This is a genomic window from Morganella morganii, from assembly GCF_041099235.1.
Classification (GTDB): domain Bacteria; phylum Pseudomonadota; class Gammaproteobacteria; order Enterobacterales; family Enterobacteriaceae; genus Morganella; species Morganella morganii_E.
On record NZ_JBFZSO010000001.1, the window covers coordinates 616,142 to 641,409 of the forward strand.

Genomic DNA, 25,268 nt, shown 5'->3' on the forward strand with positions numbered 1-25,268 from the left:
TATGTCTGCATTTTATCAAAACCCGTCACACAGACCGGCGGTGTTACCTGTCAGAACGGGTAACGGGCAGAAATATTTTCCGCGATTGCCGCCCCTGCGGTTTTCAGGGCACACAGTGCAGTACTTTCATCATCACTGTGTAAAAACAGGCACGGCTCCCCTTCCCAGGTCAGGATCAGACTATCAATCTGTAATCCTTCCAGGTGCGACCGGATGGCGCACAATGCATCATATGTTGAATGGTGGCCGTGACTCAGTAATTTTAAACCGGTCAGGCTGTCTTCCCTGCTCTGCAAAGATTCCGGTAACGCCTCTAGCCGGCGGCCGTCATCATGACCGGCAAGCCGGTAATGCTGTGGCAGGCGGGAAACAACTGAAAGCGCATTACTATTCACACTATTATCCTGTCTTACTGTGCCGGTGAATCATCTGAAATAAATTTTCCGACCCAATCCCTCGGAATTAACGAACATTCTGTGTTCACGGATGATGAAACGCCGGTGATTTACTCCCGATCCGGTAATAAAACACATTGTGCTTTTTCGCCGGATGTTAACATCATCAATCCAATTGCCTCTATTTGTATACTGTTTTGTTAATTTTCTCAACTGATTTATTTTATATCATATAGCTGAAATTGAATGATGAAGGATATAATTCCGCATTGTAATAACCGGGATACCCGCAAATATGATGAAATATCAGTTAATTATACAATTAAGAGAAAGGAGTACGATATTATACGTTACTTTCTGCCCCGAAACGGAATTCACAATAGTGTAACTTTTCATGACTCAGATCAACCAAATGGCAACTGAGTAGTTGTCCGGAGTAATCATTCGACTATTACTGATATTGCGGAAATGACCGGCCCGGTGACGCCCGGACCGGCAGCAGAGAAAGGAAATCAGGCAAAACGTCGTGCGTACAGCACCAGTGAGGCGGCAATCAGAATACAGAGCGCCATCGCGCCGACCATCGGCCAGACCGTTGTCATATTAAATGAAGCCACCACCGCGCCGACACCCGCACCGATACCAAACCGCAGTACGCCGGCCAGTGACGAGGCGGTACCGGCCATATGCGGATAATCATCCAGAATCACCGCCATAGCATTTGATGTGATCATGGCAATATTCCCCACATAACAGGCCACACCTATCATCAGCGCCACAAAGCCGAGATCGGCGGATGCGGCCAGCACCAGCCAGCATCCGGCCAGCAACTGCACCACCAGCCCGGTGCGCAGCATATTCAGTGCACCGAAACGGCGGACATAGCGGCTGTTAATGGTGGTCATAATAAAGAGAAAAACAATATTCAGCGCAAAGCAGTAACCGAATTCCAGCTCCGTCAGCCCGTAAAGCTGAATGTAAACGAATGACCCGGCGGATAAAAACGAAAACATCCCGGCAAATGAAAAACCGGATGCCACCATATAACACAGTACCCGCTTCTGGCGGAACAGCGTCACAAACTGGCCGAGCATGATCCGCAGCCGGAACGGCTGGCGCCGCTCTTTCGGCAGGGTTTCACGGATAAAGAACAGCACCAGCAGTGCCGCGATCAGTGCGGCAATCATGATGGTCCAGAAAATCGCGTGCCAGCTGAACCACAGCATCATCATGCCGCCCATAATCGGTGCCAGCAGCGGTGCCACGGTCATCACCAGCACCACAAACGACATACTGCGGGAAAATTCATCTTTGGTGAACATATCCCGCATCAGGGCGTTGATCACCACACTTGCCGCAGCCGCCGCAAAGCCGTGCAGCCCGCGCATTCCGATAAACGTACCGATATCCTGTGACATAGCACAGCCCGCGGAGGCCAGCGCAAAAATCAGGGTTCCCCCGAGGATCACCGGTTTGCGGCCGAGGGCATCGGCCATCGGACCGTACACCAGTTGCCCGGCAGCAAAACCGATCAGATAACTGTTGAGTGTCATCTGAACATCACCTTCGGTAACGCCAAAGTCACGGGCGATGGTCGGCATGCTTGGCAGATACATATCGATAGCCAGCGGCATCAGCATCGATAACAGCCCCAGGATAAAAATCAGGCCGAAATAGGCCGAACGTTGCACTTGCACGCCTGTTACTCCGTATTGGATTCAGTAAAAAAGGTGTTCAGAGAACCGACTGAATCTCCTCATCAGTCAGCGGGCGGTATTCCCCCGGCTCCAGGCTGTCATCCAGCACGATACCGCCGATACGCTCACGGTGCAGTTCGTCCACATGATTACCGGCAGCAGCAAACATACGTTTGACCTGATGATAGCGCCCTTCGGAAATCGTCAGCCGCACATCCTGCGGGGTGATAATCTCGAGTTTTGCCGGTTTGGTCGGGTGCTGTTCGCCGTTAAGCATCACACCCTGCTCAAACAGAGCTGTGGTCGTATCCGCCACCGGCTCCGCCAGAGTGACACGGTAGGTTTTCTCGCAATGATGTTTCGGTGAGGTGATGCGGTGCGACCACTGTCCGTCGTCAGTCATCAGCACAAGCCCGGTGGTATCAATATCCAGCCGTCCCGCGGCATGCAGTTTATGAGCAACCGGTTCATCCATGAAATAGAGAATAGTCGGGTTAACCGGATCATCCGTTGAGCAGACATAGCCCTGCGGTTTATTCAGCATAAAGTAGCGCGGCCCGGTGACGTGTGTCATCACATTGCCGTCATACGCCACTTCGTTCTCCGCGCTGACTTTCAGTGCGCCGTTTTTCACGACCTCACCATCCACAGTCACCATCCCCGCACGCAGCTCTCTGGCCACAAGGTTCCGGCTGATACCCATCTGATGGGCAAGAAATTTATCTAATCGCATGAATGTCTCTTAAACCTGACGCGCCCGCAGCATGCTGCCGGCTGATAAGCAGATAAAATGAAAGAATTTTGTTTGATAATAACCACAGTAATCATTATAACAACAAACCGTCAACATCACAGCGCCTTTCTGACGGCGCTTCCGCTGTTTATCCGCCGTCATGCAGTCAATTGTCGCGCCCAAAGTGTGATATGCTGACACCCTGATTTTGTCTGTTCCGCCGGAGTTCCTGTGACGTTTACCCTGCGACCTTATCAGCAGGAGGCTGTTGATGCCACCCTGCTCTATTTCCGCAAACACACCACGCCTGCGGTGATTGTTCTGCCCACCGGGGCGGGGAAAAGCCTGGTGATCGCCGAACTGGCACGACTGGCTCACGGCCGTGTGCTGGTGCTGGCGCACGTCAAAGAGCTGGTGGAGCAGAATCACAGTAAATATCAGGCTTACGGCCTGGAAGCCGGTATCTATTCAGCCGGGTTATCACAAAAAGAGTCATCACAAAAAGTCATTTTCGGCAGCGTGCAGTCTGTTGCCCGTAATATGACGGATTTTGACGGCAAATTTTCCCTGCTGATTATTGATGAGTGCCATCGGATCAGCCTCAGCGAAGACAGCCAGTATCAGCAGGTGATACAGCATCTGCAGAAAAATAACCCTGCCCTGCGCATTCTCGGTCTGACTGCCACACCGTACCGGCTGGGCAGCGGCTGGATCTATCAGTATCACTATCATGGCATGATCCGCGGCGATCATGAATGCTTCTTCCGCGATTGTATCTATGAACTGCCGCTGCGTTATATGGTCAGCCATCAGTATCTGGTGCCGCCGCAGCGGCTGGATATGCCGGTGCTGCAATATGATTTTTCACAGGTGCCGGTCAGTGCCGCCGGGATGTTTGACACGCAGGTGCTGGCGCGGGAAGTGAAAAAACAAAAGCGGATCACGCCGCGTATTGTCCGCCAGATTATTGAGTATGCCGCGCCCCGTCAGGGCTGCATGATCTTTGCCGCTACCGTGGAGCATGCAGCGGAAATTGTGTCACTGCTGCCGCCGGGTGAAGCGGCGCTGGTCAGCGCGGATACTCCGTCTGCGGAGCGGGAAACGATTATCCGCAATTTCAAAGCGCGGGATCTGCATTATCTGGTCAACGTTTCCGTGCTCACCACCGGGTTTGATGCCCCGCATGTGGATGTGATTGCCATTCTGCGCCCGACAGAGTCTGTCAGCCTCTACCAGCAAATTGCAGGGCGCGGTCTGCGTCTGTCTCCGGGGAAAACGGAGTGTCTGATCCTCGATTACGCCGGAAACCCGCATGACCTCTATATGCCGGAAGTCGGCAATCACAAACCCAACAGCAAAAGCCAGCCGGTACAGGTGTTCTGTCCGTTATGCGGTTTTGCCAACCTGTTCTGGGGATTATGTACCGGCGACGGACATATCATCGAGCACTATGGCCGCCGTTGTCAGGGAATTGTTGATGCGGATGATGAATCAGCCCGTCATCAGTGTGACTTCCGTTTCCGCTTTAAACTCTGCCCGTCCTGTAACGGGGAAAATGATATTGCCGCACGGCGCTGCTGCCACTGTGATGAAATGCTCAGTGACCCGGATGATATGCTGAAAGCCGCACTGCGCCTGAAAGATGCCCTGGTGCTGCGTTGCGGCGGTATGGCGCTTTCTGCCGGGCAGGATAATCGCGGTGAATGGCTGACTATCAACTATTACGATGAAGACGGTACCACCGTCAGCGAACGGTTCCGTCTGACCACCCCGGCGCAGCGTTTTGTCTTTGAAAAACAGTTTCTGGCACAGCATCTGCGCGCACCCGGCGTGCCGTTTCAGTGGCAGGATGCAGAATCCGTGATCCGTCAGCAGGTGCTGCTGCGTTACCCGGATTTTGTTGTCTCACGCAAAAAAGAGAACTACTGGCAGATCCGCGAAAAAATCTTTGATTATCAGGGGCGATTCCGTAAATCAGACAGTCTGGCATAACCCGGCGTGCTGCTTTTTTGGTTTTATACCGGGTTTCGTTTGCCGTTTGTCCGCATTTTCGGTAAAATGCACGCCGCTTCACCACGGGTAACCCTGCTGAAGCCAAATACCGACTTTGCTGCTGGGTCGCCTGTAGCAGAGATTTTTTTACTCTTGTTAAAGAGAAAAGTTATGTTAACTATCAATGCTGAATTACGTAAAGAGCAGGGTAAGGGTGCGAGCCGCCGCCTGCGTCGCGCAAACAAGTTCCCTGCTATCGTTTATGGTGGCAACCAGGAACCTGTTTCCATCGAACTGGACCACGACGTCCTGATCAACCAGGAAGCTAAAGCAGAATTTTACGAAGTTCTGAACCTGGTTATCGATGGTAAAGAAACCAAAGTGAAAGTACAGGCTGTACAGCGTCATCCGTTCAAGCCAAAACTGACACACATCGATTTCCTGCGCGCTTAATTACGCCACCTATCGAGCTTTAATCGGGACGCCGAGTAAATAACGCCGCTTTTGCGGCGTTATTTATTTCTGCTCTCACTACCCTTTATTACCACGGCGCTGTAACTGATCCCGCAGGTTCGGCGGTGTCCCTTTAATCGTCAGGGTATCCGTGGCCGCATCCCAGAAAATACGCTCACCCAGTAACATCGCATCAAAATTAATGGTCAGCCCGCCGCCGCTGCCGGCAAATTTTGTCAGCTGACGTAATGTGCTGCGATCGGCCGGGAAAGAATCCTCCAGTCCGTACTCTTTTTCCTGAGTAAACTGCGCAAAACTCTGCTCACCCAGCGGGGGCAGTTCCGCAGACAGTTCTGTCAGCTGAATCTCTTCGCCGCTCTGTAACTGCTCCGTGCAGTAATCAAACACCTGTTTGCGGTAAGACTGGCGCTCCTGTTTGTCCGCCTGTGCTTCCTCACAGTAATCGTCCAGTGCCTGTAACAGGCCCTTGTTCTGGATTTTGGCATTAAAGCCTTCTGCGGCACCGAGGAAATCCATAAAGAAATCGGAGACTTTGCGCCCGACGCGGCCTTTGAGGAAGGTCAGGTAACGGCTGGATTCCGGATTGGTTTCCCATTCAGTCAGGTCAATACGGGCGATAATATCCGCATGCGGAATATCCAGATAATGGGTGCTGTTAAGCTCCAGGCTTTCATTGACCAGCATGCTCTGGCAATTGTCGAGTACCGCCACCAGCAGATATTCCACCGCCAGATAGCGGTAATGGGCAAATAACACCACGCCGCCCTGGGCAAACGGGTATTTTGCCAGCTCATCCTTCAGGCGGACGGTTGCCGCACGGGTAAAGGCATGAAACTCTTCCTCGCCCTGCCGCTGCAGACGCAGTGCCTCTGACAGTTCACTCTCTTCATTAAACACACCGTACGCTTTGCTTTTCGCGCTGTAGACCCGGTGCAGTTCAGCCATCATTTCCTCAACAATGGCGGTTTTTTCCAGTGGTGTGTCCCGCAGTACCACTTCCAGTGTCTGTTCGTCGCGTTTAATCAATTGATGCAACGCAATCTGAATGATATCCAGACTCATCTTTTACTCCTTCGGCCTCGTTTGCGCGTATTCAAACACCGTTGTAATCTGTGCGCAAGTCACAATCACAGGAGAATGTGACAAGACAGGATAATCAGCGGCGTGCATACTGAAAATGGCGTATTCCCTGCGTAACCGGATCCATAATTGAAATAATTTTCCGCAAAAAGCAGAAATACGGCCGCTCATCAGTTATGATATAGAGCTTTGTACAATCAGGATATCTACGTTTATGCCGCAATCATCCCGCTACAGTGATGAACACGTTGAAAAGTTACTGGCTGAGCTGGTCAGTGTGCTGGAAAAAAACCGGACACCGACCGACCTTTCTCTTATGGTGTTAGGAAATATGGTGACCAATCTCATCAATACCAGTGTTGCGCCGTCACAACGCGCTCATATTGCTGAATCCTTCGCCCGCGCCCTGCAATCTTCCGTCAGTGAAGATAAAGCGCACTGACCGCATTCCGGCTGACGACGAAATTCTATGGTAACGTATCGTCCGAAATACGGTGACAAAGTTTCCCAGATGATTAGCTGGGGGCACTGGTTCACCCTGTTTAATATTCTGCTGAGTCTTGCACTCAGCAGCCGTTACCTGTTTATTTCTGACTGGCCGGATACGCTGATTGGCCGTATTTACGCCATCACCAGCTGGCTGGGGCATTTCAGTTTCCTGGCATTCGCCCTCTATCTGCTGATTGTGTTTCCGCTCACTTTTGTGGTGATGTCGCAACGGCTGCTGCGCTTTTTATCCGCCGCCCTCGGTACAGCGGGGCTGACACTGCTGCTGTTTGATATCGGCATCTATGAACAGTTCCGCCTGCATTTAAACCCGGTGGTGTGGGATCTGGTCGTGAACCCGGAACAGGGGGAAATGGCACGGCGCTGGCAGTTTATCTTTATTGCGATCCCGGTTATTTTCCTGGTCGAAATGCTGTTCGGCACCTGGAGCTGGCAGAAACTGCGCAGCCTGAACCGGCAAAAATTCGGTAAACCTGTTGCGGTGGTATTTATCACCGCCTTTATTACCTCTCATATTATGTATATCTGGGCGGATGCTAATTTCTACCGCCCGGTGACGATGCAGCGCTATAACCTGCCGGTCTCTTACCCGATGACTGCGCGCAAATTCCTGGAGCGTCACGGCCTGCTCGACAGCACCAGTTATGAGCAGCAGCTGCTTCTGCATGGCGACCCGACTGCTCAGGGTGTTGAGTATCCGATCAACAAACTGACCTATGCAGACAACGGCAGCGGCTACAATTTACTGCTTATCACCCTCACCTCGCTGAGCCGGGAAGATATTGATAAGGCAATGCCGAACCTGAACCGGTTTGCACAGGAAAGCACGCAATTCACACAGCACTACAGCAGTGAAATTAATCCGGAACGGGCACAATTCGGGCTCTACTACGGTATCTCCGGCACCTATTATGACGGCATCCTCAACGGACGCATTCCGTCCGCACTGATGACGGCGCTGAGCGCACAGAATTATCAGTCAGGGTTCTTCTCCACAGAAAACTTTGCCTCCCCGCTCTTCCGCTATGCCCTGCTGGCGGATTACAGCCTGCCGCCGCTGCGTGACGGACAGGACAGCAACAGAACAGCTACCGCCTCTGCGGATGTGGCAGACCGCTGGTCAGTCTGGCTGAAGCAGACCCGCAAAGATCAGCCGTGGTTTGCACTGATTAATCTCAGCACGCCGTTACCGGATGGTCATTCCGCCCCTGATATGACAGATATTGATAACACGCTGGGCACACTGATTCAGGATATCCGGGCACGTGGTGAATGGGATAAAACCGTCATTGTTATCACCGCCGGTGCGGGTGAGAGCATGGCCAAATTACAGGACAACTGGGTCACTGACGGCAAATTTAACCGCGACCAGCTGCGTGTTCCGCTGATTATTCACTGGCCGGATACTCCGGCACAAACCATCAGCAAACTAACCGCACATCCGGATATTATGGCAACCCTGATGCAGCGCCTGCTGCACGTCAGCAATCCGCCGGGAGAATACACCCAGGGTGATGATCTGTTCACTACCACGCGGCGAAAACCACGGATATTCACCGGCGACAACAGCAATCTGGTCATTATCAAGCCGGACTCCGCCTCACTGCTGACCTCGCAGGGCAAATACCAGCGCTTTGATGAGAATAATGAGAAGATCCGCAATGCCAAGCCGGATATGGCGGAATTACTCCAGGTGCTGACAGAGCAGAAACGCTTTATCGATACCCACTGATCCCCGGATAAAAAAAGCGCAGCCGGTACAGTAGCATCTTGCTTTAACTAAAGAAAACAGTAGTATAGATAACATTCGGCATGTAGCGCAGCCTGGTAGCGCACCGTCATGGGGTGTCGGGGGTCGCAGGTTCAAATCCTGTCATGCCGACCAGTGTTTTTATAAGAAAACCAACTGCTTAGGGTTGGTTTTTTTGTGCCTGTAATTTCAGGTGGGGTAATCCGGGGGTAACTCAGGGGTAAAACAGGCGGCTAAATACAGCGGCTATTCCACCTCTTCCGGCAGAATTGGTTATATCAACATCACCACATTATCGGATTAATGTATAGATATGATCATCAAACGTTTTATTACCTATCACATAGTTGTTTTCAATGACTTCAGTAAGAATGAAGCCATTTTTCTTTAAAACGACCTCCGAGGCAGTATTCCCGCCTGTTACAACTGCACAAAACTCATTTAGCGGAGCCAGTTCAGGCAGTGATATCAACCTGGTCAGCGATCTGGTTGCTAACGATTTTCCGCTGAATTCCGGTGATATCATGTAGCCCACCTCTGCGATTCTGCGCCCGCCTTCACTGACAATTTTAAGACCTGTCAGTCCCATCGGGGTATTGTCGCCCGTATCACGGATAACAAAGCACAACCAGTGATGAGACATGATATCCCATGAAGGCAACCGGCTTCCGAAAGACTCCTTAATTTTATCTTCCGGCATCGGATCTGATATGAACCTCATAACGTCATTGTTCATATACAACTCTTTAAAAAAACACCAATCAGCCTGAGTTATTTTTGTTAAAACAAAATCCATAAATCCTCCTGTAATACGTATTACTATCATATCAACATGGAGAAGTCTGCCTGATTATTCCGGCGACGGCGGAATCAGTTATCCGGGATAACCGGATATGTGAACGACCCTGAAATTCCGGAGAGTTGAACCGGTAAGTTATCGTTATAAGCCGGATTTCAGGCAATAAAAAAACCAACCGCTCAGGGTTGGTTTTTTTATTCATGATATATTTCACATCTTAAGCAGCTTCACCGTCTCATCGATATCTATTTCATCTTCTGAGAAAATCAGGGTGGTGCCGTGCTGTGTGGTGATCGCCAGTTTTCTGAGTGTGCGCATTTCGGCCGGGCCGGCGGATTTTGGTTTGATGTTGTTCATCAGCACGCCGACAGACAGTACTACATTCTCTTTATCAATCCCGGTATCTGCTGCTTCTTCCTCACTGTAAACCACGAAAGACTTAATGGCCGTCAGCTTAATACGCTCACCGGCGATGAAAACATATTTACTTTCCGGCACCACTTTTACCGCATAGGCTGACAGCCCTTTATTATTGGTGCCGGGCTCAAATGTCACTGCGGCATTTTTCTTAATCAGGTCAGGATTGGCGACCTTAACCACATGAAAATAACGGTTATCCCCGTTCTCATCTTTGATAAACCCAAAGCCTTTATCTTCAAACCATGTTGTGATTGTTCCGTTCATCGCCATTACCACCTGCTTAATCATCTGTTACTGAGTCATTACAGCGCGCAGTATAAAGCACAATGCCTGTGCAGACTATGCCTTTGGCTGAGATCCGGCGTAATCTTCAGGCATCCTCTCACCTGACAACCGAAATTCCGGTTAAATAATAGCCGGACACCATAATTTACTGTTATCATCAAAATATGATTGGATATTAATATTATTAACTAACTATATTCCGGTAATCGAGATGTCCTGCAAACGTAAAATCCCGCTCGGAGAAAACGTGCTGGATGCAGCACAAAAGCGGATTAAATGGCTGTTTGATACTTTTGAACAAATCACCCTTTCCTTTTCCGGCGGCAAAGACTCCACCGTTCTTTTTCATCTGGTTGCAGCAGAGGCCAGAAGACAGCACCGGAAATTCAATGTCATGTTTCTCGACTGGGAAGTACAGTATTCAGCTACTATCAGCCATGTTGCTGCCATGAAATCACTCTATAGCGACTGTACTCAGCGGTTTTACTGGATAGCGCTGCCTGTTACCACCGAAAGTGGTATTTCCCAGTATGAACCGGCCTGGACAGCCTGGGAACCCGGTAAAAAATGGGTACGGCAACCACCGGAAGATGCCATTACTGACCCTGATTTCTTTCCCTTCTATCATCCGGGGATTATTTTTGAAGATTTTACCCCCGCATTTAATCAGTGGATCACCGGGAGTCATCACAGCTCTGTCATATTGCTGGGGATCCGCGCCGATGAATCATTAAACCGGTTTCTCGCCATCAGCAATAACCGGAAGCTGCGCTATGCAGATGATATCCCGTGGACAACCGCATCACCGGAAGGCTTTTATTATATGGGCTACCCGATTTATGACTGGCATGTGAAAGATATCTGGACTTATATTTCCCGCAGCAGACTACCTTACAATCCGATTTATGATCTGATGCATCAGGCCGGTGTCAGTCTCAGTAAAATGCGGATTTGTGAACCCTTCGGACCGGAACAGCGCAGGGGGTTGTGGCTGTATCATGTCCTGGAGCCGGAAACATGGAGCCTTGCCTGTGCACGGGTCAGTGGTGCGGATGCCGGTATGTTGTACACACGCCCCGGAAATAAAGCCGGTTTTTTCGGCTCCCGCCAAATCAGCAAACCGGCCGGTCATACCTGGAAATCCTATGCCCGTTTTTTACTGGCCAGCCTGCCGGAAAAAACCGCAGAACACTACCGGAACAAAATTGCTGTCTATCTGCACTGGTATTCAGAGCGGGATTATCCGGATGGGATCCCTGATGAACAATCCGGTGATACAGGCAGTAAAGATATTCCGTCCTGGAGACGGATCTGCAAAACCCTTTTACGTAATGATTTCTGGTGCCGCTCACTGGCATTCAGCCCGACCAAATCTCATTGCTATGACAGGTATTGCAGGCGCATACAGGCAAAGCGCAAAGACTGGCAACTGATATAGCTGACGGATAACATAAATATGAAAACAGTACTCTCTTTACTGGAAAACTATCTGAACGGACTGGATAATGAAGAACAACTAATTGAGGCACTCAACCGGATAAAACTTTTTTTACATCAGCGCAGTCCGTTTAAAGATGAACCGGTCGATTGTGTGCTGTGGGTAAAGCGGGCACAGGTGACCGCAAATGATTATAATCCGAACGTGATGTCACCTTCGGAGAAAAAATTGCTGGAAACGTCTCTGACCAAAGACGGTTATACCCAGCCGGTTGTTGTGCTGCCATCTCCGCACGACCGCTCGGACTTGCAGGTGGTTGATGGTTATCATCGTTATTTATTAAGCCGGAAAAATGTACTGAAAAAACGACTTAACGGATACCTGCCGGTAACGCTGCTCGATACGGAAAATCACGGAGTTGCTGAACAGATGGCCGTTACTATCCGCCATAACCGGGCCCGCGGACAGCATCAGGTCACCGCGATGTCAGATATTGTCCGGGACTTATCACGACTGGGCTGGAGCGATGAAAGAATCGGAGAGGAACTGGGAATGTCGCCGGATGAAGTGTTGCGGCTTAAGCAAATCAGCGGTCTGGCTGAACTCTTTTCTGAGCGGGAGTTTTCTGAAGCCTGGACAGTAAAATAAATCATTCCTCTGTTATCCGATCCGGATGCGGTTTACCGGAAATATCAGCGGATAAAAAACAGATTATGGCAATATAGTTACCCCCTGCTGACGGAGATCATTTTGCTGAGATATTCCCTGCTTTTGCTTTTAATAACGATGTCTGCCGCACAGGCGAAAATTGATATTACGGCTATCGGACAGTGTAAATACAGCAGGCAGTTAACCCCTGAAGATATTGCCGGGCAGCCCGGCGACGGTGAAATTCATCTTATTTACCGGACAGACACCACGGGAAGAGCCTATCCGGTAAAAATAACCAAAAATACCTGTGATGAAAGATGTAATGCCCGGGATGCTGTGCGTATTTTGCGGAAAGTAAGATGCCCGCCGGCTCCTCCCCGTTATAACCGCAGAATGATTATTAAATTCTACAGTGATACAGAAAAGCACACTGACAAATTTACGCCCCGCAATCTGATGGTTTGATATTTATCTGCATCACCCGGGTGCCGTCCGAAAAATAGTTATGCTGTAACCCCGACGGGAACGCCAGTTGCCATAACCGCATGATAGCCGAGTCCTGACAATATTTCCCTGTCAGAATGCCCTGCATTTTATTTATCGATTTTTCTTCTCTGAACAATTCCGGCGGCAGACCGGTGACCTGATAATTCAGGATAATCACGTTATTTTCCCGGGTGACTTCTGTCAGAACGGTGAAAGGGTCAAACCGGATCGGCAGCAGCTGACTCTCATTTTTAATGATCATCGCCTGAAGTGCGTCGTATTCTCCCGGTGATTTTGTCCCTGCGTCTGTATCTGCCTGCGCCGCACAGAAAAAAGAAAGAGAAAAAAATAACATCCCTGCTTTGAAAATAGCTTTATTCAACATTGTCCTGTCCCTGTTAAAAATACATATCAAATAACATTTTGGTGCTGATCCCGGCAGAGACCAGAATAATCATCGGTTTTATTACTTTCAGCCCGGAACTCAGTACCACCCCGGCACCCAGCCGCGCCCCGATAGCCTGCCCGGCAAACATCAGTAATCCCAGCGACCACATCATTTTGCCGCCCGCGATAAAAAAGATAACGGACGAGGTATTGGAGGCCAGGTTCAGAAAATTGGAGTGAATTTGTGCTTTATCGATCCGGTATCCTAACAGCAGCATATAACTGATGGTATAAAATGTCCCGGCACCGGCACCTAAAAATCCGTCATAAAACCCGACACCGCCGCCGCAGATAAATGAAAACAGGAAAAAGGAAACACGCTGTTTTTCTTTGGATTTAGTGATATCAGGAGCAAAGATAAAGTACAGCGTGACACTGATAATTAATCCCGGCAGTAATTTTTTCAGAAAAGTCGGATCAATAAACTGAACAAAAATCGTGCCGGATGCGGCACCGAAAAATGTCGCGATAAATACCCATTTGTTATTTTTTAAATCAATCCTGCCCTGACGCAAAAAATAAATACCGGATGTTAATGAACTGCCCAGTGCCTGCATCTTATTTGTTGCCAGTGCGTTAGCAGGTGGTAACCCGGAAATCAGCAGTGCGGTAATCGACAGAAAACCTCCGCCGCCTGATACCACGTTGATAAATCCGGCGGCCACGGCGACAAAAAACATGACAATAAGAAATGTTATGCTCATGGAAAGACACTTTAAATGGCAGGGATATTCAGTATATAAAAAGTACGCATCCGAAAAAGTGATACCGCCCCTGCTGCCGGATATTTGGTATAATAAAATGTCATCTTTCTGAACAGGATACTGGTATGTTGCGCTATGGTATTCGCATTACTCATATTTTTCGGCACGCTTTTCACTCGCGTCCGCGTTTTATTATCTCCCTGCTGGTCGCGGTTGTGACTTTTTTTGCCCTGTTACCCGTGCAGAGTGCACTGATGTGCCTGATCCTCAGCTGGAATGCCTTCTCCTGGGTGTATTTGCTGTTTCTTTTTGAGCGGATCATTAATAAGAAAGTAAAAGATATCCGTAAGCTGACTAAAATTGAGGATGAAAGCGCCCGCATGGTGATGTTTTTCCTGCTGGCCGGGTGTTGTGTCAGTTTACTGGTGCTCTTTTTTGCCCTCGGCGGACACGGTAATCTGACCGGTAATGATAAAGCCTTCCAGTATATTCTGACCGCATCCACATTAGTGTCCTCCTGGCTGTTATTACCGGCCGGATTTACCATGCACTATGCACACCTTTATTACACCAATCCGCAACAGGAAAAACCGTGGTTATTATTTCCGGACAGACCGGCTGAACCCGCTTACTCTGATTTTATGTATTTCTCATTTACGATTGCCGTCGCCTCGCAGACTGCTGATGTCGAAATCGCCTCTTCCCCGATGCGCCGCGCCGTATTAATGCAATCCGTCGTCTCTTTTATTTTTAATATGGCGATACTGGGATTATGCATTAATATCTCCGCCGGTTTATTTTAAACGGAGTGGCGGATGGAAACATTACTGACACACTGGATTACAGAATACGGCTATTGGGCAACTTTTTTCGGTACCATGATCGAAGGGGAAACCGCCGCATTTTTATCCGGCATTGCCGCACACCATCAGTTATTATCCTACCCGAAAGTGATGCTGGTGGCCGCACTGGGCGGAATTATCAGTGACAATGTTCTGTTTTTTACCGGTTATTTTGCCGGAAACCGGATCCTGCCCCGTATTCATAAACATGCGGATAAAATAGCCCGTGTTCAGGAAATAATACATAAGCGACAAGTGCTGATCATTATTGGTATCCGGTTTGCTTATGGCCTGCGTACACTTGGTCCGGTTATTATCGGTGCCTCACGTGTAAACCCGATTTTGTTTATTATTTTTAATATAATTGGTGGGTTATTATGGGGAAGTGTCATTGTCTCTGCTGGTTACTATATAAGTTCGTATATCACATCATTACCTGTTCATAAATATATCATTTATCTTATCATCACACTCTTGACTATAGTCTTTATTTTTATACGAAAGCATTCTGTTAATAAAATTAAAGATAAGTTATAACCCCCTCATTACGTAATTTATCATTTACGCATCCATAATAGTGCACTACGCTTTTATCTCTGGCATATAACCAATACAGACAAGGAATCGCCATGAGGTTGAAACTTATTATTACATTCCTTTTATTTATCAGTATAAATTCACATGCAAATACAGAGCGTGCTGATGAAAAAACAACAACATGTGATGTAAAAATAGTAAAAATGGCACGCGGAAATAGTCACAGATTAACATTATATTACTATGGAATAAAAGCCGGGAAATATATTCCATTATATGAGCACTTATCTTTTCAGCTTCAACCATCAGATAAAGCATATACTTTTGTAAAATTTGCTTATCTGTATAACAGAAAATTATGTGTCAGATACCGGACTGAAGGTAATATCAATTTTATCGCTAACTTATATGATGATACATCAAATTAATTATTAACAATAGGATACTTATGAAAAAAACAATCATGTTTTTATCGTTAACTGCCGGTTTTTTATTATCCCAACCAGGTCATTCCGCAACATTCAATGACCGGTGCAATGCTTATGTCAATGCGTCAAATATTGATGCTTCTTCATTTTATCGCTTTAATTTAGTTCAAAAAGATGGTTCGTTTTTTGATAACAGCCGTCAGTGGAGTTTCTCAGCATCCAATCCTAATATTATTGAAATGCTGAATATGGCTATGTTATCAAAATCCCCGATATGCATAACTTACAGAACCTACAAAGACTATTGGGAAATAAATGCAATAAAATTCCAATAAGCATGATTATATTTAATAAGGATACCACATGATTAATAGATTGATTATCTTATTTATCATAATGTTCCCTGTTCATTCCTCAGCAGTCAGCATATCAATAGAAAATAAAGACATTTACTTTGATTACAGTAATGACTCAAAATATATGGACTCTATATCTGCCCTTAGAAAAACACTCAGTGACAGTACTAATTTATACGGAACAACCATTGTAACTTCTGCAAAGAATGACAAAATATATAAAGCAAAAATCACAAGTGGAGGTAACGAATTTATACACATGGTTTTTAATGCAAAAAATGCTTATATGATAGGATTCATTGTTACATCAAAAGAAAATAATGGAAAATTGAAAGAAACATATTATAGATTCAATGAAGATCGTAAGAATGATATATTGGATATTAAAGATTACGAAAATATAACATTGCCATTTACAGGACATTACAATGATCTGCAAAATAAAGCTGTCAGTATAGAGAAAATATCAGCCGATCCTGAAGTAATAAAAAATTCAGTAATCACACTCAGCAAATATGATTCCAGAAAAAAATATGATGAAAAGGGAATTAAGGATTTAAAGAAATCATTGTTAAGTCTTATCTTAATCACATCAGAGTCAGTCAGGTTCCCTGATGTCAGGGAATGGAGCAAGGGGCACTTCAAAAAAAATAATGCTCAACTAACAGTATTTGGCATGGCTTTGTCAAAATTAATTAGGGACTGGAGTAAAATCAGTAAAGAACTTAAAATGTTATACAACACACCAGGAAAGAAAGGTAGTTCATATTCTTATATGAATGGTTCTATGACAACAAAACCTCACCCTTACAATATAGAAAACGCCTATGAATTATGCGATTATGTATTATATATGCCGGATAAAAAAAGCAAGAAAACTGATTCAGATGAAGAGCATCATGAACTGTATCATATTAAAACACTAGGTAATGATATTTATTTTTCATTCGACCAACTAATGAACATATATTACTCTATAAACTACTCAAATTAACAAACAGGATTATGCATTATGTTTAAATACATCTTATTTTCTCCTTTGATATTTTTATTACTATCATCACCACATTCTAAAGCCGCGAATGATTTTAAAACAAAATGTCGTATTAATATAAAAAAATTCATACAGTATGATAACGAGTATAGAATGACGCTCTATATTAACGATAAAAAACATGGCTACGATTATATATTTGACTCTGACCTTTCATTTACTCTCCCATTAACTACCTTAGTATATAATTACATAAAAACCTCTTATATTCTTGGGAAAGATTTATGCATTCAATACCGTGTCGAAAATAACACTAATAAAATAACCAGAATGTATGATGATTATCATATGGATGAATGATTAACTAACATTTAAGCGAGTTTATTATGGAAAAATTAATATTTATATTATTTACAATTTCAATGTCCTTCAGTGCCAATGCCAAAGTGTTTACAGATAAGTGTGATTATTATGTTTTTGCTACTGCTGTTGAGCGTGGTGGTTATTATCGTTTTCAGATACACGATATACATAATAATCTGTATCCCGGCAGTTATATATGGAGTTTTTCAGCCAGCAAGCCAGAAATTATTGAAATACTGAATATGGCACATCTTTTCCGTACTCCCGTCTGCATAAGTTACAAAACCTATGCTGATTACTGGGAGATATTTGATGTTGCCATGCAGGAAGGTGAAGCTCCGGTTTCGCTGTTCAGACATAAAAAAACCTCACCGGAGTGAGGTTTTTAAAATCTGTTACTGACAGCGGTGATTACAGAGCAACCACGTTAGCTGCAGCCGGGCCTTTCATACCATTTTCGATGGTGAAAGAAACCTGCTGGCCTTCTGCCAGAGATTTGAAGCTGTCGCTCTGGATTGCAGAGAAGTGAACGAACACGTCTTTGCTGCCGTCAGCAGGAGTGATAAAGCCAAAACCTTTATCATCGTTAAACCATTTTACAGTACCGGTAATTGTTGCGGACATATGAATTTCCTTTAGATTAATTTTGTTGCCATAAGGCATATAAGCGGTTTGATTACGTTTTTACTTATGGGAACTATCAGAAGGAATTCGCTATGAAGTGGTATCTTGGATAACGCTTGACGGAGAACAACTTAAAATCGGACTGACATAAATAGGTCTGTACTTCCAAACCAATGCTGCTATTAAGCCATATATTTTGTTATCCGGCAAGCTCTTTTTGATTTACCTCAAACGACCACACCCGCCAAAGGCATCAGTTTGCCAGCCCCATATAGCCGTGGATCCCCATGTAAAGCCCGACCAGCGCTATCAGTGCCGCCGAAAAATACGGTGCTTTTTTGGCGATATCACCCAGCCCCTGCCAGCGCCGGCTGACCTGGCGTAGCCCCACCGCTGTCACCACGCCGACCGTGACCAGTGTCAGCGCCAGCCCGATACTGAAACTTAGCACCATGGTTGCTCCCAGGGTAAAGGCTTTCAGTTGCAGACAAATCAGCAGAACAGTAATCGCCGCCGGACACGGAATTAACCCGCCGGTCAGGCCGAACAGTAACACCTGGCTGTTGGTGGCTTTACCGCCGCTAAACCGGGTTTTGATTTCATGAGCATGTGCTCTGGCATGCGCATCCTGATATTCGTCATCATGGTGGTCGTGATGACCATGATGATGCTCTGCATGATGGTAATGATGGTCGTGGTCATGTTCATGGCTGTGATGATGATCATGCTCATGATGATGGTCACTGTGTGTCCGGCTTTCCTGCTGCATTTCTGACAGCCAGTTTTTTTCACCACGGTATGTCCGCATAAACATCCAGAACGCAGTTGCCAGAATAATCACCGCCGACACCATCTGCAGCCACGGCTCTACAACTTCCGGCGTGAAGCGGGCACTGATATACATCCCGCCGAGGGCAATCAGCCAGACAATCAGGGTATGCGACAACGTCGCCGCCAGTCCCAGCATCACCGCCTGTCTGACCGTCCCTTTCACTGCAATAATAAAGGCCGCCATCATGGTTTTGGAGTGGCCCGGCTCCAGGCCGTGCAGCGCACCCAGCGCAATCGCGCCCGGGATAAAAAACCAGGCATTTCCCTGCTGCAGTAACGAGGCAAAATCGGTCATGACATGTGATCCCTGTTTTCAGAATGAAGAAAGCGTGAATTGAGTATACTCCCCCCCAGTATAATTACACTACCTCTTTGTATCATGAAGATGCTACTATTTTGCCCGTCACTTTCTTTTTACCTTATTTCACGGGGTTGCCATGTCACATACCATCAGGGACAGACAGAAACTTCAGAACCGCGCCAGTAAAATTCAGGGGCAGGTCAACTCACTGAAAAAAATGCTCGATGAACCGCATGAGTGCTCCGCCGTGCTGCAGCAGATTGCAGCTATCCGGGGCGCGGTAAACGGATTAATGCGGGAAGTGATTAAGGGCCACCTGATTGAACACGTGGTTCATGAGGAAGATGAGGAAAAGCGTCAGGGTGATCTGGATATTGTCCTGAAAGTGCTGGATTCCTATATTAAGTAAAGAAAAATTAAGCCGGTGTTGTAAAAATCCCCGGCGCCGACCCTGTAAGTTTTGAATATCCTTTTTTGATATAAAAATAATATCCCTGTATCTCTCAGAAACTCACTGAACCCCCTTTTTATTCATCTCCCGCACAGAGACTGAAAGTAAAGAATGCTGTTAATAATCAGTTAATTTACAGCGCCTGAAATAATCTATGATAAAACGACATCTTCTTTTATTTCACTGCTGAAAAGGCTGTTATGACTATAAAACGGATTAATCCGCCCTCACTGTTTAATTCCCTGCAATACGGTTTCAGTCAGGCCGTGGAAACAACCGGCACCCGGCAGTTATTTCTGTCAGGGCAGGTCGGCGTTGATCACAATGAAGTGACTGTCGCAGGCGGTATGCGGGAACAAGCCGCACAATCTGTGGACAATATCGTCCGTGCCCTCGCAGCAGCCGGCGGTTCTTTGTCTGATGTGGTTATGCTGCGGATCTATATCCGCGCCGGCGCAGATTCGCACGATGAACAAACGGCAATTGCGGATGTGCTGAAAGAAAAATTTGCAGATAATGCCCCCGCCTCATCATGGATTATTGTCAGCGGATTATCGCTGCCGGAATGGCTGATTGAAATAGAAGCTCACGCCGTGCTGCCGTGATCGGAAGGCGCTGTACAGCGCCTGATTTGCATGATATTGATTACGTGAATATTAAAAATAAAATAAAAATACTGAGAATGTCACCATGCAAGCCGCCACCCGTTCCACCATTGCTCTGCTCGCTTCCTCATTCTTAATTACTATCGGACGGGGTGCCACTATCCCGTTTATGGCGATTTATCTCAGCCGTCAGTATGGCATGGCGGTGGATCAGGTCGGGGTGGCACTGACGGTCGCACTGACAACCGGCGTGTTGTTCAGTCTCGGTTTTGGCATTATTGCGGACAAATTTGATAAAAAGCGCTATATGCTGATGGCAATTCTGGTTTATATCGCCGGATTTATCGCCATACCGCTGACTCACAATATCGCACTGGTCGTTGTCTTCTTTTCACTGATTAACTGTGCCTACTCCGTTTTTGCTACGGTGCTGAAAGCCTATTTCGCCGATACGCTGCCACCGGCGCGCAAAACCAAAGTCTTTTCCCTGAACTACACCTTCGTCAACATGGGATGGACTGTCGGTCCGCCGATTGGCACCGGCCTGCTGATGTACAGCGCGGATCTGCCGTTCTGGCTGGCGGCCTGTACCGCCTCCTTCCCGATATTCTTTATTCAGCGTTTTGTCCGCAGCGTGCCGCCTTCCGCTTCCGGCAGCAACAGTACCGCCTGGCAGCCTTCTGTCATGCTGCATGATAAAGCTCTGCTCTGGTTTACATTATCCGCCTTTCTGGGATCGCTGGTGTTCGGTTCGTTTTCCGCCTGTATTTCCCAGTATGTCCTGACGGTAGCAGATACCACGCTGGCGGAAAAAGTGATTGGTGTGGTACTGCCGGTCAATGCGGCGGTTGTGGTGTCGCTGCAATATATGGTCGGCCGCCGGATCAGCACCGATAACCTGCAACGCCTGATGACACTCGGCACCCTCTTTTTTATGGCCGGACTGGCCGGGTTTATGATGTCGGGAAGTAACCTGGTATTCTGGGGGATCGCGGCCTTTGTCTTTACACTTGGTGAACTGATTTATGCGCCGGGCGAATATATGCTGATCGACAACATTGCGCCGGACGGCATGAAATCCAGCTACTTTTCCGCTCAATCCCTCGGCTGGCTCGGTGGTGCCTTTAACCCGCTGCTGACCGGCGGTGTGCTGACCTATTTCCCGCCAAATACCTTATGGCTGCTGCTGATTGGTGTTTCCGCCTGCGCCTGGTTGTGTATGATGCGCGGCCTGCGGATCAGCAGAAACCGGCTCGTTCACCACTGACAGCGGATACGCTGATTTCCGTCAGTCTGTACTGCGGGGAATGGACGTGGTTACGGCCTGATCTTTGATCCGGCACAGTGCGTCCCGGTGCGGACTGTGCCATTGTGAAAGTCCTTATGTCATCTGCGGAGCAGGAAGCACCGGTGAGAATATTACTGATTTTGCCGTTTGACAGGACTTACCGCTACCGGAAAAGCGCGTTTTCCGTGGCGATCAGCTATGCCCCGCTGACCCTTATCACCCTCGCCGCCCTGGTTCCCCCGCATCTGAATGCTGAACTGACCCTCTGTGATGAAGGCGTTTCCCCGCCGGTCACCGCCGGGGATTTTGATCTGGTGGTGATCACCGCCACCGCCTCCTCTTCCCCCCGCGCCTATGCGCTGTGCCGTTACTGGCGCGAACGCGGGGCAAGAACCGCAATGGGCGGCGCGCACGTCACCCTGCAACCGGATGAAGCAGCGCAACATGCTGATACCGTACTTATCGGTGCCGGTGAATATATCTGGCCGCAATTTCTGCAGGATATGGCTGACGGCCACCCTAAGCCGTGTTATCAGCACCGCCCTGAGCGCGGCTTTCTGCCGATGCCGGTGCCGCGCCGTGATCTGCTGCCGTCCCGCGCCTATATGAATATCGCCACTATTATTGCCGACCGTGGTTGTCCGCTTGCCTGTGAATTTTGTTCTGTACAGCATCAGTGGGGACGCAAAGGCACGGCACGTCCGGTGGCAGAGGTGATTGACGAGATAAAGCAGAGCGGCAGACAGCGCTGGATATTTCTCGACCCTAATCTGTACGCTGACCGGCAATACAGTCTGGAACTGTTCCGGGCACTGATCCCGCTGAAAATCCGCTGGTCGGGACTGGCGACACTCAATGTGACGGATGACGACGAGGTATTCCGGGCTCTGTGTGACAGCGGCTGCGAAGGGCTGCTTATCGGGCTGGAAAACCTCAGTCAGCAGACTATGACGGCCACCGGCAAGAATTGTAATCAGGTCAGCGAATACCGCCGTCAGATCCGGCGGCTGCGCGATAACCGGATTGCCGCACTCGGCTGTTTTGTGCTCGGGTTTGATGAAGACACCCCGGAAAGCATCCGCGATACGATACGGCAGATCCCGTCTCTCGGGCTGGATCTGGTGCGTTTTTCTGTCCTCACCCCGCTGCCGGGCACACGGCTGTGGCAGCGGATGGCGGAAGACGGCCGCTTAATCACACAGGATCTGAGCCTGTATGACAACGAACATGTGGTTTTTCAGCCGCAAAATATGTCACCGGAAACCCTGCAATCCTTACTGCACGAGGCCTGGCGGGAAACATACCGTCTGACGGCCATTCTGCGACGGGTATTGCACCGTCCGGGCAGCCGTTTTATCCGCCTGGCGGCCAATCTCGGATTCCGGCTGTATGCCCGCCGGTTGCGCCATGAAGAAACCGGGCTGTTCAACCCGGCAATAGTGACGAATAACACAAGGAAAACAGACTGATGCGTCTTTTACTCAACAGTATTCTGCTGGTTTTTTCGATGACTGCGGCAGCGGCCTGTTTATGGGGAGTAAGCCATCTCGCCTGGTATTATGCGCTGCCTGCCCTGATTGGTTTTATGCTGATCAACAATATGCCGTTTGCTATTCTGCATGAAGCGGTACATGGCGTGGCCGCCCGTTCTGCCGCCGGTAACCGCGCCATCGGGATTATTGCCGCGTGGGCATTTCCGACTTCCTTTACCCTGCAACGCCGCGCGCACCTGAATCACCATAAAAATAACCGGACAGATAAAGAGCTGTATGATTATTACCTGCCAAACCAGCCCCGCTGGCTGCGTAATATCTGGATGTACGGCGGCAATCTGCTCGGCCTGTACTATTTTTGTGTACTGCTCGGTAATCTTCTCTGGTTTCTTGCGCCGGGCGTATACCGCTCACGGATGTTTGTCACCAAAATCGCACCGGCGCTGGGGTTCGGGTCACAGGTGCCGGAACTGGCAAAACTGCCGCCGCTGACTATCTGGTGTGAACTGCTCGGTGCATTTCTCTGGCAGTCACTGCTGTTTTGGGCGCTGAATTTAAGTGCGGCGGGTTATCTGCTCTGCCTGTGGGCTTTTGCGCTGCACTGGTCTGCTCTGCAATATGCAGATCACGCCTGGAGCCGCCGCGATGTGATGAACGGCGCGTGGAACCTGAAAGTACTGCCGGTATCCCGCTGGCTGGCGCTGAATTATCACTGCCATCTCGCACACCACCAGCACCCGCAGGCACCGTGGTATGAACTGCCGTCGCTGGTGGATGACCAGCCGCGCCCGACTTTCTGGCGTGTCTATTTCACCATGTGGCGCTATGGTGTGCGCCCTGCACCGCAAATGGGAGCGGCGGCTGATCTGGATTTTCTGTTTCCGCCGGAAAAATAAAAAAGATGGTGATTTCTGTCAGTCCGTGCAACGTCTGATAACGGGCAAAACGAAAAGTCGCTGTAAATACATCCCTGTACGCTCAGGCGCGTCATCCATGACGCGCATGCTTTTCGTTCGCCTGCCCGTTACCCGACGACTCACATAACTTTATGATTTATTAAGTTATTATTTCTTTTCGGTTTCTGCCACCGGTTTTACCGCACTTTTACGGCGGAACAACACAATACCGGCCAGCAGACCAATCACCAGACCACCCGCTCCGTACATCATGCCCTGTAAGGCATTGCGGGTTTCATTCAGCAGCGGGTTATCCGTGAAATCGGTGCCGATATGAATGGTGCGGATTTTCCAGGCACCGTCCTCAAGCGCAACCGTCGCTGTCCAGCGGGTCGGAAAATCGTAGGTACGCCCGTCACTGAGCTGATATTTTTCCATCCCTTTACCGTAAGCGACACCCCAGGTCTTATCCGGAGATAACTCTGTCACCACATCGGCGTTAAAACTGATATTCAGTTTTTTCAGGAATTTATCCGGCCCGAACCAGGATTCAAAATACGGTTTTATTGCTGCTTTGCCGGAAATAAACTCCTGGGTGATGGGCGTGGCGCGCAGATTTTCACTCATCACCGGCAGCATTTTGTCATAATCACCGCTGTTGATAGCATTTTCCACGGTACCGATCACCTGCCGCAGTTCATCGTGGACAGCACCATCCTCTTCTCCGGGTTGTGCATACACCGAAAAACTGAATATCATTAACGCACTGATAATTATCCTTTTCATCACTATTTCCTCATCATATATGAAACTGTTACCGCCAACAGCAAACCGGTGACCACATCCGCCACATGGTGCTGATGAACCAGCAGTACAGACAGTACAATCAGTACCAGCCACAACAGAAACAACAGTGTCAGCCCGCGTCCGGTATGGCGGATAATGGCCAGCACCGCCGCACATGACCAGGCCACATGCAGCGACGGCACCAGATTATGCGGGTGATCCAGTGCAAACAGTGTCGTGTACATCGTCCGGTACAGCGGAGACTCCGGCACCTGCCGTACAAAGCCGAGCTGTGCCGGAAACAGAAAAAAGATCACGCCGCCCAGTAATGTCATCACCATAAAGGTGAGTGCCAGCTGCCGGTGCTCCCGGCGCGGCAGAAACAAAACCGGCATCAGAATAATCAGGTAAAACGAGCAGTACACCCAGATAAAACCGGGTACAAACGGGATGTGAAGTTCAGCCGGAAACCACAGGGCATACAGGCTTTCGCGCCCGGCAGTATACGCATTCATCAGCGGGTAAACCGTGAAAAACACCACACTGACCGGAATACACCACAGCAGATAACTGATCACCCGGCGGGAAAAAGAATCCGGATCGGTATTCATTCAC

29 protein-coding genes and 1 tRNA gene are annotated in these 25,268 nt (G+C 48.4%); 18 read left to right on the forward strand and 12 right to left on the reverse strand.

Annotation, left to right across the window (positions count from 1 at the left end):
• Nucleotides 1-50: 50 nt before the first annotated feature.
• From AB7038_RS03060 to rsuA, 3 genes are all read right to left on the reverse strand, one after another.
• On the reverse strand, nt 51-395 hold the full coding sequence (locus tag AB7038_RS03060; RefSeq protein ID WP_036418621.1) for a hypothetical protein: 345 nt from the start codon (nt 393-395) through the stop codon (nt 51-53).
• Between the two features lie 512 nt (nt 396-907).
• Nucleotides 908-2,092, reverse strand: a complete 1,185-nt coding sequence (locus AB7038_RS03065) for a Bcr/CflA family multidrug efflux MFS transporter (protein WP_024473455.1) — start codon at nt 2,090-2,092, stop codon at nt 908-910.
• Between the two features lie 37 nt (nt 2,093-2,129).
• Nucleotides 2,130-2,825, reverse strand: a complete 696-nt coding sequence (gene rsuA / locus AB7038_RS03070) for a 16S rRNA pseudouridine(516) synthase RsuA (protein ID WP_368888920.1) — start codon at nt 2,823-2,825, stop codon at nt 2,130-2,132.
• A gap of 231 nt (nt 2,826-3,056) precedes the next feature.
• Here rsuA and AB7038_RS03075 point away from each other — a divergent pair, with 231 nt between their 5' ends.
• Both AB7038_RS03075 and rplY read left to right on the forward strand, forming a co-directional pair.
• A complete protein-coding gene (locus tag AB7038_RS03075) occupies nt 3,057-4,817 on the forward strand; it encodes a DEAD/DEAH box helicase (RefSeq protein ID WP_369452727.1) in 1,761 nt (586 codons plus the stop codon).
• A 171-nt stretch (nt 4,818-4,988) separates the two neighbouring features.
• Nucleotides 4,989-5,270, forward strand: a complete 282-nt coding sequence (gene rplY, locus AB7038_RS03080) for a 50S ribosomal protein L25 (protein ID WP_049240257.1) — start codon at nt 4,989-4,991, stop codon at nt 5,268-5,270.
• Nucleotides 5,271-5,348: 78 nt separating this feature from the next.
• Here rplY and yejK read toward each other — a convergent pair whose 3' ends face one another.
• Nucleotides 5,349-6,353, reverse strand: coding sequence for a nucleoid-associated protein YejK (gene yejK, locus AB7038_RS03085; protein WP_036415203.1), 1,005 nt, complete (start codon nt 6,351-6,353; stop codon nt 5,349-5,351).
• A gap of 232 nt (nt 6,354-6,585) precedes the next feature.
• On the opposite strand from yejK, the gene AB7038_RS03090 reads away from it, so the two are divergent.
• From AB7038_RS03090 to AB7038_RS03100, 3 genes are all read left to right on the forward strand, one after another.
• Entirely contained in the window at nt 6,586-6,813 is a 228-nt protein-coding gene (locus AB7038_RS03090; protein ID WP_004238019.1) for a YejL family protein, read from the forward strand.
• Between the two features lie 27 nt (nt 6,814-6,840).
• Complete coding sequence (yejM, locus tag AB7038_RS03095; RefSeq protein ID WP_369452728.1) at nt 6,841-8,610, forward strand: LPS biosynthesis-modulating metalloenzyme YejM; 1,770 nt, start codon at nt 6,841-6,843, stop codon at nt 8,608-8,610.
• 76 nt (nt 8,611-8,686) lie between these two features.
• Nucleotides 8,687-8,763: transfer RNA gene (locus tag AB7038_RS03100), tRNA-Pro, on the forward strand.
• A 157-nt stretch (nt 8,764-8,920) separates the two neighbouring features.
• On the opposite strand, the gene AB7038_RS03105 is transcribed toward AB7038_RS03100, so the two are convergent.
• Together AB7038_RS03105 and AB7038_RS03110 are read right to left on the reverse strand one after the other, a co-directional pair.
• The gene (locus tag AB7038_RS03105) at nt 8,921-9,424 is read right to left on the reverse strand and encodes a GNAT family N-acetyltransferase (protein WP_368888924.1); all 504 of its coding nucleotides are present in this window, start codon (nt 9,422-9,424) and stop codon (nt 8,921-8,923) included.
• Between the two features lie 213 nt (nt 9,425-9,637).
• The gene (locus tag AB7038_RS03110; RefSeq protein ID WP_368888925.1) at nt 9,638-10,117 is read right to left on the reverse strand and encodes a cold-shock protein; all 480 of its coding nucleotides are present in this window, start codon (nt 10,115-10,117) and stop codon (nt 9,638-9,640) included.
• 226 nt (nt 10,118-10,343) lie between these two features.
• On the opposite strand from AB7038_RS03110, the gene AB7038_RS03115 reads away from it, so the two are divergent.
• Together AB7038_RS03115 and AB7038_RS03120 are read left to right on the forward strand one after the other, a co-directional pair.
• Nucleotides 10,344-11,570, forward strand: a complete 1,227-nt coding sequence (locus AB7038_RS03115) for a phosphoadenosine phosphosulfate reductase (protein ID WP_368888926.1) — start codon at nt 10,344-10,346, stop codon at nt 11,568-11,570.
• An 18-nt stretch (nt 11,571-11,588) separates the two neighbouring features.
• The gene (locus AB7038_RS03120; RefSeq protein WP_369452729.1) at nt 11,589-12,218 is read left to right on the forward strand and encodes an IbrB-like domain-containing protein; all 630 of its coding nucleotides are present in this window, start codon (nt 11,589-11,591) and stop codon (nt 12,216-12,218) included.
• A gap of 442 nt (nt 12,219-12,660) precedes the next feature.
• On the opposite strand, the gene AB7038_RS03125 is transcribed toward AB7038_RS03120, so the two are convergent.
• Nucleotides 12,661-13,092 carry a hypothetical protein gene (locus AB7038_RS03125; RefSeq protein WP_369452730.1) on the reverse strand — a complete coding sequence of 144 codons (432 nt, stop codon included), beginning with the start codon at nt 13,090-13,092 and terminating at the stop codon, nt 12,661-12,663.
• 13 nt (nt 13,093-13,105) lie between these two features.
• Complete coding sequence (locus AB7038_RS03130; RefSeq protein WP_015422839.1) at nt 13,106-13,858, reverse strand: TSUP family transporter; 753 nt, start codon at nt 13,856-13,858, stop codon at nt 13,106-13,108.
• Nucleotides 13,859-13,983: 125 nt separating this feature from the next.
• Here AB7038_RS03130 and AB7038_RS03135 point away from each other — a divergent pair, with 125 nt between their 5' ends.
• The 6 genes from AB7038_RS03135 to AB7038_RS03160 all read left to right on the forward strand — a co-directional run bounded on the left by AB7038_RS03135 (nt 13,984) and on the right by AB7038_RS03160 (nt 17,758).
• The gene (locus AB7038_RS03135) at nt 13,984-14,661 is read left to right on the forward strand and encodes a DUF1345 domain-containing protein (RefSeq protein ID WP_368888928.1); all 678 of its coding nucleotides are present in this window, start codon (nt 13,984-13,986) and stop codon (nt 14,659-14,661) included.
• 12 nt (nt 14,662-14,673) lie between these two features.
• Entirely contained in the window at nt 14,674-15,237 is a 564-nt protein-coding gene (locus AB7038_RS03140; RefSeq protein WP_369452731.1) for a DedA family protein, read from the forward strand.
• Between the two features lie 92 nt (nt 15,238-15,329).
• Complete coding sequence (locus tag AB7038_RS03145; RefSeq protein WP_368888930.1) at nt 15,330-15,665, forward strand: hypothetical protein; 336 nt, start codon at nt 15,330-15,332, stop codon at nt 15,663-15,665.
• A gap of 20 nt (nt 15,666-15,685) precedes the next feature.
• Nucleotides 15,686-16,000: a hypothetical protein gene (locus AB7038_RS03150; RefSeq protein ID WP_186848917.1), complete on the forward strand. Its 315-nt coding sequence runs from the start codon at nt 15,686-15,688 to the stop codon at nt 15,998-16,000.
• 28 nt (nt 16,001-16,028) lie between these two features.
• Nucleotides 16,029-17,015, forward strand: coding sequence for a ribosome-inactivating family protein (locus AB7038_RS03155; RefSeq protein ID WP_369452732.1), 987 nt, complete (start codon nt 16,029-16,031; stop codon nt 17,013-17,015).
• Between the two features lie 386 nt (nt 17,016-17,401).
• Entirely contained in the window at nt 17,402-17,758 is a 357-nt protein-coding gene (locus AB7038_RS03160; RefSeq protein ID WP_368888932.1) for a hypothetical protein, read from the forward strand.
• Nucleotides 17,759-17,789: 31 nt separating this feature from the next.
• Here the strand turns inward: AB7038_RS03160 and cspE are convergent, their stop codons facing one another.
• Together cspE and AB7038_RS03170 are read right to left on the reverse strand one after the other, a co-directional pair.
• Nucleotides 17,790-18,002 carry a transcription antiterminator/RNA stability regulator CspE gene (cspE, locus tag AB7038_RS03165; protein WP_004240684.1) on the reverse strand — a complete coding sequence of 71 codons (213 nt, stop codon included), beginning with the start codon at nt 18,000-18,002 and terminating at the stop codon, nt 17,790-17,792.
• Between the two features lie 253 nt (nt 18,003-18,255).
• Complete coding sequence (locus AB7038_RS03170; protein WP_369452733.1) at nt 18,256-19,128, reverse strand: nickel/cobalt efflux transporter; 873 nt, start codon at nt 19,126-19,128, stop codon at nt 18,256-18,258.
• A gap of 142 nt (nt 19,129-19,270) precedes the next feature.
• Between AB7038_RS03170 and rcnR the strand changes: the two genes are divergently transcribed.
• The 5 genes from rcnR (at nt 19,271) to AB7038_RS03195 (ending at nt 23,867) form a co-directional block, all read left to right on the forward strand.
• On the forward strand, nt 19,271-19,543 hold the full coding sequence (gene rcnR / locus AB7038_RS03175) for a Ni(II)/Co(II)-binding transcriptional repressor RcnR (RefSeq protein ID WP_004238006.1): 273 nt from the start codon (nt 19,271-19,273) through the stop codon (nt 19,541-19,543).
• A 242-nt stretch (nt 19,544-19,785) separates the two neighbouring features.
• Nucleotides 19,786-20,190 carry a RidA family protein gene (locus AB7038_RS03180; RefSeq protein WP_369452734.1) on the forward strand — a complete coding sequence of 135 codons (405 nt, stop codon included), beginning with the start codon at nt 19,786-19,788 and terminating at the stop codon, nt 20,188-20,190.
• Between the two features lie 85 nt (nt 20,191-20,275).
• Nucleotides 20,276-21,457, forward strand: a complete 1,182-nt coding sequence (gene ydeE / locus AB7038_RS03185; protein ID WP_369452735.1) for an efflux MFS transporter YdeE — start codon at nt 20,276-20,278, stop codon at nt 21,455-21,457.
• A 143-nt stretch (nt 21,458-21,600) separates the two neighbouring features.
• Nucleotides 21,601-22,947: a radical SAM protein gene (locus AB7038_RS03190; RefSeq protein ID WP_368888935.1), complete on the forward strand. Its 1,347-nt coding sequence runs from the start codon at nt 21,601-21,603 to the stop codon at nt 22,945-22,947.
• The gene (locus AB7038_RS03195) at nt 22,947-23,867 is read left to right on the forward strand and encodes a fatty acid desaturase (protein WP_368888936.1); all 921 of its coding nucleotides are present in this window, start codon (nt 22,947-22,949) and stop codon (nt 23,865-23,867) included. Before AB7038_RS03190 ends, AB7038_RS03195 begins: the two co-directional genes overlap by 1 nt.
• 168 nt (nt 23,868-24,035) lie before the next feature.
• Here the strand turns inward: AB7038_RS03195 and AB7038_RS03200 are convergent, their stop codons facing one another.
• Together AB7038_RS03200 and AB7038_RS03205 are read right to left on the reverse strand one after the other, a co-directional pair.
• Nucleotides 24,036-24,653 carry a YybH family protein gene (locus AB7038_RS03200; protein ID WP_368888937.1) on the reverse strand — a complete coding sequence of 206 codons (618 nt, stop codon included), beginning with the start codon at nt 24,651-24,653 and terminating at the stop codon, nt 24,036-24,038.
• Nucleotides 24,654-24,655: 2 nt separating this feature from the next.
• Nucleotides 24,656-25,264: a phosphatase PAP2 family protein gene (locus AB7038_RS03205; protein WP_349418279.1), complete on the reverse strand. Its 609-nt coding sequence runs from the start codon at nt 25,262-25,264 to the stop codon at nt 24,656-24,658.
• Nucleotides 25,265-25,268: the final 4 nt, after the last annotated feature.

Coding starts and splice junctions, on each gene's coding strand:
- rsuA (WP_368888920.1), bottom strand. CDS start 2,825: ATGCGATTAGATAAATTTCTTGCCCATCAGATGGGTATCAGCCGGAAC.
- rplY (WP_049240257.1), top strand. CDS start 4,989: ATGTTAACTATCAATGCTGAATTACGTAAAGAGCAGGGTAAGGGTGCG.
- yejK (WP_036415203.1), bottom strand. CDS start 6,353: ATGAGTCTGGATATCATTCAGATTGCGTTGCATCAATTGATTAAACGC.
- AB7038_RS03090 (WP_004238019.1), top strand. CDS start 6,586: ATGCCGCAATCATCCCGCTACAGTGATGAACACGTTGAAAAGTTACTG.
- yejM (WP_369452728.1), top strand. CDS start 6,841: ATGGTAACGTATCGTCCGAAATACGGTGACAAAGTTTCCCAGATGATT.
- AB7038_RS03105 (WP_368888924.1), bottom strand. CDS start 9,424: ATGGATTTTGTTTTAACAAAAATAACTCAGGCTGATTGGTGTTTTTTT.
- AB7038_RS03110 (WP_368888925.1), bottom strand. CDS start 10,117: ATGGCGATGAACGGAACAATCACAACATGGTTTGAAGATAAAGGCTTT.
- AB7038_RS03115 (WP_368888926.1), top strand. CDS start 10,344: ATGTCCTGCAAACGTAAAATCCCGCTCGGAGAAAACGTGCTGGATGCA.
- AB7038_RS03120 (WP_369452729.1), top strand. CDS start 11,589: ATGAAAACAGTACTCTCTTTACTGGAAAACTATCTGAACGGACTGGAT.
- AB7038_RS03125 (WP_369452730.1), bottom strand. CDS start 13,092: ATGTTGAATAAAGCTATTTTCAAAGCAGGGATGTTATTTTTTTCTCTT.
- AB7038_RS03130 (WP_015422839.1), bottom strand. CDS start 13,858: ATGAGCATAACATTTCTTATTGTCATGTTTTTTGTCGCCGTGGCCGCC.
- AB7038_RS03135 (WP_368888928.1), top strand. CDS start 13,984: ATGTTGCGCTATGGTATTCGCATTACTCATATTTTTCGGCACGCTTTT.
- AB7038_RS03140 (WP_369452731.1), top strand. CDS start 14,674: ATGGAAACATTACTGACACACTGGATTACAGAATACGGCTATTGGGCA.
- AB7038_RS03145 (WP_368888930.1), top strand. CDS start 15,330: ATGAGGTTGAAACTTATTATTACATTCCTTTTATTTATCAGTATAAAT.
- AB7038_RS03150 (WP_186848917.1), top strand. CDS start 15,686: ATGAAAAAAACAATCATGTTTTTATCGTTAACTGCCGGTTTTTTATTA.
- AB7038_RS03155 (WP_369452732.1), top strand. CDS start 16,029: ATGATTAATAGATTGATTATCTTATTTATCATAATGTTCCCTGTTCAT.
- AB7038_RS03160 (WP_368888932.1), top strand. CDS start 17,402: ATGGAAAAATTAATATTTATATTATTTACAATTTCAATGTCCTTCAGT.
- cspE (WP_004240684.1), bottom strand. CDS start 18,002: ATGTCCGCAACAATTACCGGTACTGTAAAATGGTTTAACGATGATAAA.
- AB7038_RS03170 (WP_369452733.1), bottom strand. CDS start 19,128: ATGACCGATTTTGCCTCGTTACTGCAGCAGGGAAATGCCTGGTTTTTT.
- rcnR (WP_004238006.1), top strand. CDS start 19,271: ATGTCACATACCATCAGGGACAGACAGAAACTTCAGAACCGCGCCAGT.
- AB7038_RS03180 (WP_369452734.1), top strand. CDS start 19,786: ATGACTATAAAACGGATTAATCCGCCCTCACTGTTTAATTCCCTGCAA.
- ydeE (WP_369452735.1), top strand. CDS start 20,276: ATGCAAGCCGCCACCCGTTCCACCATTGCTCTGCTCGCTTCCTCATTC.
- AB7038_RS03195 (WP_368888936.1), top strand. CDS start 22,947: ATGCGTCTTTTACTCAACAGTATTCTGCTGGTTTTTTCGATGACTGCG.
- AB7038_RS03200 (WP_368888937.1), bottom strand. CDS start 24,653: ATGAAAAGGATAATTATCAGTGCGTTAATGATATTCAGTTTTTCGGTG.
- AB7038_RS03205 (WP_349418279.1), bottom strand. CDS start 25,264: ATGAATACCGATCCGGATTCTTTTTCCCGCCGGGTGATCAGTTATCTG.